The sequence below is a fragment of the Gardnerella sp. DNF00571G genome (genome assembly GCF_049262695.1).
In the GTDB taxonomy this organism is placed as follows: Bacteria; Actinomycetota; Actinomycetes; order Actinomycetales; family Bifidobacteriaceae; genus Bifidobacterium; species Bifidobacterium piotii.
Genome location: NZ_CP058396.1, coordinates 1295011 through 1307107, shown reverse-complemented (window position 1 = coordinate 1307107; position 12097 = coordinate 1295011). Strand labels below are relative to the sequence as shown.

The following is a 12097-nucleotide window of genomic DNA, read 5'->3' as shown; positions in this document are numbered from 1 at the left end:
TATGGTTGAGATTATGTGCAAATAAATTGTTCAGTAACGTATAAACTCTATGCAAAATAAATCATTAACAGATAAATAGTCAAAGGCCAAGCCGTAGGATACATGGCTACAGCTTGACCTTTGAAAATTGCGATATTTTTTTAAGTTAAAATCGCAGTCTAATGCTTTTATTTATTCTTGGCAATTCCAAGAGCTTTTGAACTTTCATCCTTGTCAAGGCCTATAAATAAAAGCACAATTATGCCAATAATCAGCGGAACATAACCGTATCCAGATCCGTGGATTATGCCGAATATTTCCATAAGCCCATTTGCTATTACGGCTAGTGAAGATACTATAAAATATAGTTGCGCGCACCACGGTTTTTTAATGAGAAACATGGTTGCAAGACCAAATAATCCAGCGATAATTTGAGGTACTCCCCATAGATAATCATTACGCATTACAATCAGCGCAATTCCGCTAGCAAGAAATACACCATTGGCTATTGTCCAAAATACGGATGGAATTTGTGCTTTTGTATCTTCTAAATTACTCATATTCTTCTCCTTCTAATACAAGAAAATAATTGTGTATATCAAACCTTTACAACTTATAAATTAATGGCGTGCTAAAAGGTAAACAATATCTTGTCTAGGAAAACCTTTACAAATAATTACTATCTAAAACTGCTTAAGATTCATTAATCTTTTAAACTGAATCAGTAATGCATACTATCTATATAGTTATGTTTATTTTTTAAAGGTATCACTGCATTACATTCCCAATACTTACCAAAGGCTCGAAAATAGAGTGAACCGCCTAAATGCTTTATGGTATCGCGATGAAGTAGAAGTCCTTTTTGAGATACTGAGCGAATTGCATCTTTACTTTTCCCGCCCAAAAATCTAACATTGAACTGTTTTATAACAATTTGTTTTTTACGTATCGAAATTCTGATGTAATAAACTAAAGAAGCATATTTTCGCATGTTCAAATATAGTTCTTCGATTAATTCAATAACTTCACAGATGATTTCATTGCTAATGTCTTCAGGAATATCGTTACTAGATATATTGCATATTGATCTTCCTTTTAATCCACAAGATGTATTGATTGAGTCGTTCATTTGTAGCGTATCTTCAATGTGCTGAATGAACTCGCTTCGAGCATCTTGCTTAGCAGTATTTCCGCGTAGAATGTCGATAATATTATGTCCTTCTTCAAAAGCCTGATCTGCCAAATCATTTATTGCCTCAATAGCTTCTCGCTGCTTTTTAGAAATAGACTTGTCAAGTAATGCTATTTTACTTTGTAGTGCAATATCTGCAATCTTATTAGTTAATCTATCGTGCATTCGCACAGCCAGATGAAGATTATTAATTGTTTGCTTATCTTTTTCATAAAGAACCATTTTTTGGTGAGAAATGCGCAAAATAATACCAGTGCAAACGCAAAATATATTTATTAAAAGGTAAGCAATAAGATACTTGAAAGATAAAGTTGATAGGTATCGGTATGCAACGTAGTGTAATGCATCTATTACTAAGAATAAAGGTAGTGTAAATTGAATCGGATATAAATACGAAATAAAAACAAATGATATGATGAGCCCGAAAGTTACTGGTGGAAGATTCAGACTAGGAATAACAAGAATGCTGAGGTGTACAAAAATATAGCACATGCTCATAAAATGCGGGAGCAAGCAAAGAAACAGATTTATAGCAGCAAGAATCATGTAAACTATAACAAGTTGTATTGTGCTATTGTCGCTATTTGAGTAAATATATGCATCCATTGCGCTCGACAAACATCCCAATAGTAAAAATGTTTTATTGTCAATAAGCTTTTCTCGTAAACGACGCATTAAGAAAATAATCATTGTGTATCATTTCCTAAATATTCATCATGCAGCCATGTAGTAATAAGTTGTGAACGATTTGTCACATTCAATTTTTTGAATACGCGACGAAGGATAGTTTCCACAGTACAAGTTTCAACAAATAAACGTTTAGCGATTTGCGCATTAGTCATTCCTTTACTGCACAGCTTTACAATTTCAGTCTCATGATCCGTTAAAGCAAGGCGTCCATTTTTTGGTTTATTTTGCAAACGTTGAAATGCTGTCGTCGTGTCGTCAAAATGAAGATCGCCTATTATTTGTGGCTTGAATGTGCCATGGGCAATACTGCTAAGCATGGCGCAAATAGTTTCTGGGTGGTTCTTTCCAACAATGCCTTGCGCGCCTGCTGTTGATGCTTTTAAAGCATAATCGTTGATAGGGAATGAAGTTATAGCAATTATTATTGGGAGTGAGTATCTTCTTCGCAATTCGTATAATATTTTAATTCCCGAAACACCAGACATATACATGTCAATTAGTAGCACGTCTGGGCATTGATTTTGACAAAACTGAATTGCTTGATCGGCGTACGCGGATAACCAGCAAATACTGCAGGACGGAACAACCTGTTCAATATATGTTTTTAGGCCGTGTAGACAAAAACAATCATCATCAACAATGCCAACAGTAATATGCTTTGCTATCATATTGCTCCTTTAGAAAAGCATTATTTAAGTAATAATAGTACTTGAATTTGTATGATGAATATCTTGTCTATGAAAACCTTTACAAAGCAGATTGTATAAAAGTAGTTGCTTGGAGCTTACGGGGGTTACTCCGCAGCGAATAAGCTCGCTTAAAGCTTAGTGATTCAAATCAATGTGGTTGAGGATATGCGCAAGCAAGTTGCTTAGTAGTGTATAAACTCTATGCAGAACAAATCATTCTCTGGTATTACGCAAGTTCCAAGAATCATAAATAAAATCATCATTTAGTGTGATGCAAACTCTTTACGGCGCTTATAGGCTATTAAGCAAAAGCTGAACTCCTCAATAAAGTGTCAATCATAAAAGCGTTAATCGTAGCATTATCAGGCACTTTATTTATTTTGGATCAGTTTGAGAGGCTTGTTTCGACGCATACTATGTGTCTACGAGTTTGGCGAGTAAGGAGATTTGTGTTATGCGTAAGTTTACGAAAGTACTCTTGCTTGCTGCTCTGCCAGTGTGTTTGCTTACTGCATGCTCTGGTAGAGCAGTTGATAATAGTCAGCAGCAGGCACAACACGATTCAGTTCCACTTGTTTCAGTCAAAAAACAGCCTTTAACACAAGTTGTGTCGGGTAAAGCAGCAATAGAACAATCGTCTACCTTTGTTATCACTGCTGTAAGTAGAGGGAATTTTTCTCCATCGGTAAAAGCAGGCAGTACTGTAAAAGCTGGAAGTGTTCTAGGCTACAATGCTGGTAACAAAATTATTGCTCCCGTAGACGCTAAAGTTGTGTTAGTAGCTGAATCATCTGCGGACGTGCCTAAATCTTTCCCACTATTCACTCTTAAATATGAAGGTTTTTCAATAAGCCTTAATGCAAAAGCTTTACTTCGTTCTGCGGATATTGCAGATGTTAAAGGTCGCTTCCAAGTTGAAGATGGTGTTGGGCCAACCAATTGTTTGCAAATAGTACAAAGCGGTGGAACTTCTACCGATATTGCAGCCTCGGGTAGTAGCAAGAATGATAGTGCTGATTCGACTCAAACAGATGAGTCGAGTGCGCAAAGTACACCTAGTGTATCGTCAAAAGTTTTAACGTGTTTAATAGATAAAAGCGCAGAAGTAGAATCAGGTCAAAATGCGACGCTTGTTTTTAATGGCAAGCATAAACAATCAGTTCTAACACTGCCCGTTAGTGCGGTTGCTGGAAGAGTCCAAAAAGGCTTAGTCTCATACAAGAAAGGCGATAATTGGGAGCGCAAAGAAGTTGGTCTTGGAATCAGTGACGGCGCTAATATTGAAATTACGTCTGGTTTGCATGAGGGTGATGTTGTAGCAGGTGTTTCTCCTGATCTCATTCCAGGAGTGCAATGATTATGGAGAACAATACTGTTCCGCTGGTTGAACTACAAGACGTGTCAGCGCGTGTAAAACTAGGCAATGGCGAATGGCTTACCACTGTTAACTCTGCTTCTATGTTACTTAATCAAGGTGAAACATACGCGGTAGTTGGCAGGTCTGGATCTGGCAAAACAAGTCTTATTTCTATTATTGGATTTTTGAATAAAAATTTTACTGGAAAATACTATTATTCTGGCAAGTCAATCCAAAAGTGTAGTGATAGTACAGTATCGAATATGCGTGCTAGAAATATTGGTTTTGTTTTCCAAAACTATTCTCTCATTAAGCATTTAAGTATTAGAGAAAATGTTGAGTTGCCGCTTTTATACGCAGGACTACAACAAAGCAAGCAGACAAGAAGAAAAACGATAGAAGAAGCATTATGTGATGTTGGATTGCAAGATAAACTAAACGAATACCCTGGAAGGCTATCAGGCGGTGAACAGCAGAGAGTCGCGATAGCGCGTGCTCTCGTCACTAATCCCGAATTACTTATTTGCGATGAGCCAACTGGTGCGCTCGATAGTAGTACGGGAGAAAAAGTGCTTCAAGTGTTGCATGATCGTGTTCAAGAATCTGGAACAACATTACTATTAGTCACTCATGATATGAAAGTGGCTCGTTCTTGCTCTCACATTTTTACTATGGAAGGTGGTGTTCTTTATGATCATGCTGCTTAAAGATTTGCGCCTGTCTCCTATGAGATCCTTCCTCACAGGTTTTTCAATGTTTATAGGCATCATTGCCGTTATTGCGTCAGTGCTTATAGGCACTGTTGGTAAGGACTATCTTATTGCAACTAACGAACAGCTAAATGGTCGTAGGCCAACATACGAGATTACTTTTTCAGCACAAAATTTTGACGAATATTCAGTATTTGACAAATTCTTAAATCGCATTGAATCCGCAAACCGTAATGCTAACGTTATGCTACAACCAAACACTGGACTACTGTTTAGCACTTCTATGCCAGCCTCTAAGAGTGTAAAAATAAGCAAAGAATATAAGACTGGCAATCTTCAATATGTTGACGCTGTTTACACTACGGCAGGATACAACAAAGTTTATAACTTACCTATTGTAAGTGGAAGATGGTTTAGTAATAGCGATAAAAGCAACGCATTAGAAATGGTAGTAAACCAATCTGCCAGCAAAAGATACAAGATTGGTGAAGTAGCATTTATTACTTCTCGCAAAACAACACAAATGAGTCCTATAAGGATTGTTGGAGTTGTGAACGATGGAGTAGACTCAGCAAAAGTATACGTGAATATTCTAGGATTATTACGTTACGCTCCAACTCTTTGGGAATATTCTGGAAAAGAAGCTCAAGGCTCAATCTACTGGTTGAATAAAGAAAATCGTTCTCAAAAATCAATTAAATCTTATGTTTCAGATGCTCTTTACGACTGTTGTGGTGGACAAGTAAACGAAATTAGAAGACATGATAATAGTGATGATTACGAGAATGTTATAACAGTATTGCAATTAAGTTTTGCTATAGTAGCAGCATTATTGCTTTTTGTTTCCGCGCTAGGTTTAATCAATATTGGTTTAGCATCGTTGGAGCAGCGCACACATGAACTGCTTATACGCAGAGCTTTGGGTGCTACTAGATGGTCGATTGCTTCACTCGTGTTAGGCAGTGCGATTATTTTAGCGCTGATAGTTTCGATTGCTGCTGTTGCTGTTTCTTTTGGCCTTGTGTCTATAGCATCAAGTTTTTGGGATGCAGCAAGCCCAGTTAGTCCGCCAGTTTACCCGTATGAAGCCGCTATTGGAGCTGTTATTGCGGCTTTTATTACAGCGCTTGCTGGAAGTGTGGTGCCGGCAATAAAAGCATCGCGTTTACAACCAGCATTAGCATTGCGTTAATTTTCAAAAAATAAGAAAGAAGGAATAATGAATAATCATACTATTGGTAAAGCAACTCTTATTGTTGGTGTGCTTAGTGCGCTTCTTATGTTTAATGCGTGTGGAGGAATAGGCAACAATAATGCGAGTGGTATGGGTGGTGTGCGCTCGCAAAATAGTTCACCTAGAGAGACTGTTGATTTTGCTCATATAGAGAAGGAATACCAGGAGTCCGTTGCAAAGCTTAGTTGGCCTGAAAAATATAAAGCTCCTGCAAACTTGGTTGGAGAAGAAAAAGACAGCCAGTTCCAGAGTGGATATGGTGATACGCAAGCATCTAATTATTATCAGTGTGCTTGGGAGCGGCAATGGTTAGACACGTATGCTAGTGATGAACAAGCGGCAAGTAAAGCTTTGCATGAGCTTGAAAAAGTGCCTAGCATGCCGTTTATGGGTCCAGATCGTTGTGATGATGCAACGCGAAACTTTTTCAAAGAGCACATGCGTAAAGCAAAACTGGGAGATCCGTCAGGATTCCAACAGGATGTGCAAACTAATTGTCCTGTGATGTAATTGCATTTGTATGGCTTTATTGCGTTTTTGCACTAAATAGCTTGTTATATGCTTCTTTTTACCCATGTTGATGGTGTCCAATAATCTTTGGTAAGCATTGATGGGTATGTTTGTCTACGAGCTTGAATAATCCATAAGGCTATACCTGTTGAAACAAGTATTACGCCAGAAGCAATCATTATGAATAATGATGAATTTAGATTTCCCCATGCTAGTACGCTTGCATACCCTACGATAATGCCGCATTGCTCCATAATAGAAGTAAAAGTAGTAGTCGCGCCGAGAATGTGTGTTGGTATGCCATCGAGAAGAGCTGTTTGCCCATAGACAATAGTTGCGTCAAAAATAATACCTGCAATGAAAGCAGAGCAAAGAAAAAGAGCAATCCAGTTATTAAGTGCGAAAATAAGTAAAGGAATAGAAAGGAATCCAGGTAATAAAATAGAGTATAAAATCTCATAATGCAGCACAATGTATTTGCATAATAGCGAACCTACAATCATGCCAATGTTAAATATGCTGACTATTGAACCCCACGTGGATGCCGAATGAAAAAGTGTGAGACAATGGTGTGCTCCCATTAGTCTGAATGCAGCAAGCCATGAGCCTGATTGTAATGCTGATACTACTCCTAAGACTATTAACCATGGTGTAGATTTCATATAGTGTAGAGAAGCTGCAAAACCAGCAGTTTTATTGCTTCCTGTTTTCGTATTGTTTGAGCTATTTTGTGCTTGCTGGTTTAGATTAACTAACAGTAGAGGTAGCGCCGCTAATATCATCACAATAGCAATGCTCGTAAAGAAAATGAGCGGATTACATATATCAACAAATATGCCAGTGATTGCAGGTGCAGCAAGCCTGCTGAGATTAATCCACATACGCATGCTTGCTAAAAACTTGGTTTTTTCGCCAGTTGGTACGCTATATGCCATCAATACTTTTTGATTAGGCGAAGAAAATGCAGTAAAGAACCCGAATATTATGCCGAGTAGCGTAACCGTAATAGCAATAAGATTATGCTGTGCTACTAAAGCGAAACCGTATCCAGTACACAACAAGGCAAAACAAAACGTTAGCGCTATAAACAATCTAGTTGGTGGATATTTATCTGCAATAATGCCGCCAAGCGGTGCTGCTATGCAGGTCATAAGTGCTACGGAAACCGCGTTAAGCGCTGCGTGAGATAAGTCGACATGTATTAAAAGATATAGGCTTACGCCAAATCTGCAGCTTGTTAAAAGAAAAGCATTAAGCGATAAAACGGATATAATCAAACCCGATCGTACTCGTGCTGCAGCGTTCATTGCTTACTCTTCTTACTTTTCTTTCTTTCATATTCTGAATGATATATGCCTTTTGATATACACCTTTTTCTGGACTGTGAGCGAAATGAGTGTTATGGGCAGTAGTTGCGGCTACTGGCGATAGTAGGAGAGGAAGCTGGAGAGTTTGCCCATTGCGTCGCGAAGCGTTTGCAAGCGCGGCAAGTAGACTACGCGGAAGTAGCCTGGAGTCTGCCAATTAAAGCCTTTTCCGTGCACAATCAGCAACTTCTGATCGCGCAGCAAATCAAGCGCAAACTGTTCGTCGTCGTGAATGTTGTAGCGAGCAGGATCGAGCTTTACAAACATGTAGAAAGCAGCGTCTGGCCGCTCAACGCTTACGCCATCCATCTCCTGAAGTGCGTTGTAGCAGTACTCGCGCTGCTCATACACGCGACCGCCCGGCTCCAAATACTTTTCAACACTTTGGTATCCGCCCAAAGCAGTCTGAATAATTGATTGCGCAGGAACGTTCGAGCACAATCGCATATTAGACAGCATGTTAAGTCCCATAATGTAGTCGCGAGCCTTGGATTTATCTCCTGAAAGGCTCATCCAACCAATGCGGAAGCCAGCAATCATATGCGACTTAGAAAGTCCGCTGAAAGTTACGCAGAACACGTCTGGAGCGAGAGAAGCAATCGAAATATGCTTCTTGCCGTCCATAACAAGACGGTCGTAAATCTCGTCCGCAAAAATAATCAAATTAAACTCGCGCGCAACCTTAACAATCTCTTCCAAAATTTCGCGACTATACAGCACGCCCGTGGGATTATTCGGGTTAATAATCACGATTGCTTTAGTGCGAGGCGTGATTTTAGAGCGAATGTCGGCAATATCTGGGTACCAATGCGACTTTTCGTCACACATGTAGTGCACAGGAGTGCCGCCAGCCAGGCTCGCGCACGCGGTCCACAGAGGATAGTCTGGGCTTGGTATAAGAATCTCGTCGCCGCAATCAAGCAACGCTTGCATAGAAAGATTAATCAGCTCGGAAACGCCGTTTCCAGTGTAAATATCTTCCATTTGTACGCCTGGAATACCCTTAAGCTGGTCGTATTGCATAATTGCTTTGCGCGCAGAGAAAAGTCCGCGGCTATCCGAGTAGCCTTCGCAGTCAATAAGCTGCTGTTGCATATCGTAAATCACTTCGTCTGGAGCGCGGAAGCCAAAAGGCGCAGGATTTCCAATGTTGAGCTTTAAAATATGCGTTCCGTTTGCTTCCATGCGGTTTGCTTCTTCTACAACAGGGCCGCGAACGTCGTAGAGCACGTGCTCAAGTTTGGTGGATTTGTTGAAGTTTCTATTTTTGAGTGCTTCAGAAAGCTCATCTTCTGTTAATGGGCGATTTTCCTCGTGCTGATCGCTGCAATCTGCTTGCGACTTTTGCGCGGTTTTTGCGCAGGAATGCCCACCTTTGATTCCGTAGTCGCTAATTTCAAGAATTTGTGCAAGCATATCTCGCACGTCTTTGCGCGGCTCAGTTTTGCCGCTTAAATACTGGCTTAATTGACTTTTGCCAAGTTTATGGCCGTTTTTTGCTGCAAGCTCGATTACATCAATCTGCTTGTATCCCTTGATTTTCATGGCCTTTTTAAGGTCGTTTGCAAAATTCTGTGCCATAATCCGTCTTTCTTTATGCCATTTTATAGAAGCTCATAAAATCAGCATTCTTAAATTGAACAAACTGACAACAAAGTTCAAAATAGAAGCTATAAATTGAACTTTGAGGCGATTAAAAGACAATTTTACGCATAAAAAAGCATTTTGCAAGCATAAAATTGAATTTATTTTGAATTTTGACCAAATTCTGGCTGAGCAATAATTAAGAATTGAACTAAAAAGACATTAAATTGAACTTATTTTGATTTAGTTACATGAGATTGTTTGCGAAAGCAGCAGTTTTGTAGTGCGCTCCGACCTGCCTTCGCGCTTAAAGCGTAGCGCGAGAAGGCAATTCGGAGCGCTGAGCTTGCTCAAAGTTGAAAGCACAGTGTGCTTTCAACGCAAGCGAAGACGTGAGCGCAGCTAATCTGCGCGAGCGACATGACACGCCAAAATTCGGTACAATCGCACTACATAAAGTTGCGAATCATCGCAGTTTGTTGCGGTGATACTATGGGTTACATGTATTTCTTTACTCCGCGCAGATGTGAATCTACTCAAAAAATAATGTATGCCAACAAAGGGCAGGCTCTTATTGCAGCGGATAAAAGTTTTACGGAACGCGGAGCAAAGCTGTGGGTTTATAAATGCGATTATTGTGGAAGTTGGCATTTAACGCATTCAAATCCTGCGATTCGTAAGTATTGCGATATGCGCTCGCGGTTTGAAACAACCAAACCTAAGTCTAGAAAACGCGGATATAAGCCGCGTATACGCTAAATAATTGATGTTAAATAATTAACACTAAAAATCAGCAAATCAATAAATCAGTACTTAAAAGTAAATCCTTGCGCATTAAGCTGCGATTCGCAACTATGGTTTTTAGCGCCAGAATCTACAGCAAGCTTTGCGATTTGTGCGCTGAAAGCATCCACTGGCCTATCTGCATTACGTAAATCGTAGTATTTATGCACTCTTTCATCGAATTCTGCAAGTTTTTCAGGCAAAACATCATCGCTGCCAGGGTATTCATTTTCAAAGAATTGCATGCTTGAATCCATGCGCGGCTTTAACTCTGGGCTTTGGTCTGGCTTGCCAATCGCAAGCCCAAGTACTGGATACGTGTATTTTGGCAACTTCAAAAGTTCAATTAAATCTGGAATATTATTCAAAATTGAACCAAGAATTACGCAACCGAGTCCAAGCGATTCTGCTGCTGTTTCCATAGCGTGCAGTGCAAGAATTGCATCGTTCTGTGATTGCGAGAATCTGTAGCCTGTTTTAAAAGTAAAATCGTTTCCGTCTGCATCAATGCCATTTTTGCGCGCTATAGCAGCGTTTCTGTGCTGATCAATAACGAATACGTACAAAAGTGGCGCTGTGGCTATATAAGTTTGATTTCCAAGTTCGGAAAGCTTTTGTTTAAGATTTTTGCTAGTGATTTTAATAGCCGACCAATCGTTTAAAAACTGACTACAAGCTGCGCGCTGTGCTACTGCTTCCAACGTTTTTACAATATTTTCGCTAATCGGCTCGTTTTTAAAAGCGCGTATAGATCTGCGATTAAGAAGTGTTTGAATAGTTTGATTCGCATACGCATTTTGCGCGTTGTTTTGCGTATTGTTTTGCTCGCTGTTCTGTGCGTTGCTTTGAGTTGACGTCATGTTTTTATATTAATGGCAACGAAATACCAATTAGAAATTGGCATGTAGAAGTGTTATAAAAGTGTTATAAATGTACGAGTGAACAAGTTGGCAGCGAAGCCGCTTGATGAATGCTTGCGTTAATGCACCAAGCGCAAGCTAAGAATGGTGGTGCTAAGGCGGCGTTGGGTATGCTGAACGGTTTGAACAATATTGACATTAAAGTTAATGGCGATTTGTGCACAACGGATGCAACAGATACAACGGATTCGTACGCGATTCAAGATGTTCCAGCAACATGTTCGGGAGCGCCCGAAGGGCGACTAGTGCTTTTGCGCCACGGTCAAACTGCTTGGAGTGAATCTGGCCAGCATACAGGCCGCACCGATATTCCACTAACGCAAGTTGGCCGCAATCAAGCTATAAGCGCAGGCGCCAGGATTCGTCAAGCTTTTCCAAACGGTTTTAGCGAGGATTGCCAATTTGTAAGCCCTCTTGTTCGTGCTCGTCAAACAGCTCAGTTGGCAGGATTTGCGCATTGCACGCCGCTAGAATATGCTGCCGAGTGGGATTACGGCTGTGCAGAGGGGCGTACTAGAAAAGATGTGTCCGCTCTAAGCGGCGTTGAGTCATGGGATGTTTGGAAGGATGGCCCTAAAGCTCTTCCAGATTTTATGTCGGATTCTTGCCAAGAGATTCTTCCAAGTGGCGAAACAGTAAAAGTCGTGCGTTCTAATGGCGAATCTTTGCAAGAAGTTTCTAATCGTACTCAAAAAATAATCGACTCTGTTTTGCCAAAACTTAAAAGCGGCAAAGATGTGATTATTGTAGCTCACGCGCACATTCTTAGGATTTTAGCAACCAGATGGCTTGGTGTAGATGCACAGCAGGCGCGTTTACTCCGACTAGACACCGCTCATTACAGCGCTCTTGGAACTTATAAGGGAGATCGTGTAATAGTTCGCTGGAATTGCTGAAATACGGATTAGAATTTCAGATATTTTCAGATATTTTATTGTGATTCGCACAATTTTTATTGCAGATACATTTATATATTTGAGTCTTGTATTTGCTGTAATATTAATTCACTACTGTGGTTTATTCAGTATTCAATAGCAATTTATTAGCAGCAACTAGGTAGTTTTAAGAAGCCTGTAAGTGTG

General features: G+C 39.9%; 12 protein-coding genes. 6 read left to right on the top strand and 6 right to left on the bottom strand.

Annotation, left to right across the window (positions count from 1 at the left end; translation table 11 throughout):
- Window positions 1-167: 167 nt before the first annotated feature.
- The 3 genes from HXT30_RS05135 to HXT30_RS05125 form a co-directional block, all read right to left on the bottom strand.
- Window positions 168-539: a hypothetical protein gene (locus HXT30_RS05135; RefSeq protein ID WP_004112863.1), complete on the bottom strand. Its 372-nt coding sequence runs from the start codon at window positions 537-539 to the stop codon at window positions 168-170.
- A 161-nt stretch (window positions 540-700) separates the two neighbouring features.
- Window positions 701-1861, bottom strand: coding sequence for a hypothetical protein (locus HXT30_RS05130; RefSeq protein ID WP_020757018.1), 1161 nt, complete (start codon window positions 1859-1861; stop codon window positions 701-703).
- Window positions 1858-2529: a response regulator transcription factor gene (locus HXT30_RS05125; RefSeq protein WP_020757017.1), complete on the bottom strand. Its 672-nt coding sequence runs from the start codon at window positions 2527-2529 to the stop codon at window positions 1858-1860. Before HXT30_RS05125 ends, HXT30_RS05130 begins: the two co-directional genes overlap by 4 nt.
- Before the next feature lie 475 nt (window positions 2530-3004).
- Here HXT30_RS05125 and HXT30_RS05120 point away from each other — a divergent pair, with 475 nt between their 5' ends.
- From HXT30_RS05120 to HXT30_RS05105, 4 genes are read left to right on the top strand one after another with little or no spacing between them, the layout of a single operon-like run.
- Complete coding sequence (locus HXT30_RS05120; RefSeq protein WP_422111459.1) at window positions 3005-3907, top strand: efflux RND transporter periplasmic adaptor subunit; 903 nt, start codon at window positions 3005-3007, stop codon at window positions 3905-3907.
- The gene (locus tag HXT30_RS05115) at window positions 3904-4614 is read left to right on the top strand and encodes an ABC transporter ATP-binding protein (protein WP_422111458.1); all 711 of its coding nucleotides are present in this window, start codon (window positions 3904-3906) and stop codon (window positions 4612-4614) included. Before HXT30_RS05120 ends, HXT30_RS05115 begins: the two co-directional genes overlap by 4 nt.
- Window positions 4598-5809: an ABC transporter permease gene (locus tag HXT30_RS05110; protein WP_422111457.1), complete on the top strand. Its 1212-nt coding sequence runs from the start codon at window positions 4598-4600 to the stop codon at window positions 5807-5809. The genes HXT30_RS05115 and HXT30_RS05110 overlap by 17 nt, the downstream gene beginning before the upstream one ends.
- 27 nt (window positions 5810-5836) lie before the next feature.
- A complete protein-coding gene (locus tag HXT30_RS05105; protein ID WP_422111456.1) occupies window positions 5837-6361 on the top strand; it encodes a hypothetical protein in 525 nt (174 codons plus the stop codon).
- 44 nt (window positions 6362-6405) lie between these two features.
- On the opposite strand, the gene HXT30_RS05100 is transcribed toward HXT30_RS05105, so the two are convergent.
- Together HXT30_RS05100 and HXT30_RS05095 are read right to left on the bottom strand one after the other, a co-directional pair.
- Window positions 6406-7668: an MFS transporter gene (locus HXT30_RS05100; protein WP_422111455.1), complete on the bottom strand. Its 1263-nt coding sequence runs from the start codon at window positions 7666-7668 to the stop codon at window positions 6406-6408.
- A 111-nt stretch (window positions 7669-7779) separates the two neighbouring features.
- Window positions 7780-9309 carry an aminotransferase class I/II-fold pyridoxal phosphate-dependent enzyme gene (locus HXT30_RS05095; RefSeq protein WP_422111454.1) on the bottom strand — a complete coding sequence of 510 codons (1530 nt, stop codon included), beginning with the start codon at window positions 9307-9309 and terminating at the stop codon, window positions 7780-7782.
- 495 nt (window positions 9310-9804) lie between these two features.
- On the opposite strand from HXT30_RS05095, the gene HXT30_RS05090 reads away from it, so the two are divergent.
- A complete protein-coding gene (locus HXT30_RS05090) occupies window positions 9805-10071 on the top strand; it encodes a hypothetical protein (protein ID WP_016797389.1) in 267 nt (88 codons plus the stop codon).
- A 47-nt stretch (window positions 10072-10118) separates the two neighbouring features.
- Here the strand turns inward: HXT30_RS05090 and HXT30_RS05085 are convergent, their stop codons facing one another.
- The gene (locus HXT30_RS05085; RefSeq protein WP_422111453.1) at window positions 10119-10955 is read right to left on the bottom strand and encodes a nitroreductase family protein; all 837 of its coding nucleotides are present in this window, start codon (window positions 10953-10955) and stop codon (window positions 10119-10121) included.
- A 170-nt stretch (window positions 10956-11125) separates the two neighbouring features.
- On the opposite strand from HXT30_RS05085, the gene HXT30_RS05080 reads away from it, so the two are divergent.
- On the top strand, window positions 11126-11911 hold the full coding sequence (locus tag HXT30_RS05080) for a histidine phosphatase family protein (RefSeq protein ID WP_422111847.1): 786 nt from the start codon (window positions 11126-11128) through the stop codon (window positions 11909-11911).
- Window positions 11912-12097 lie beyond the last annotated feature (186 nt).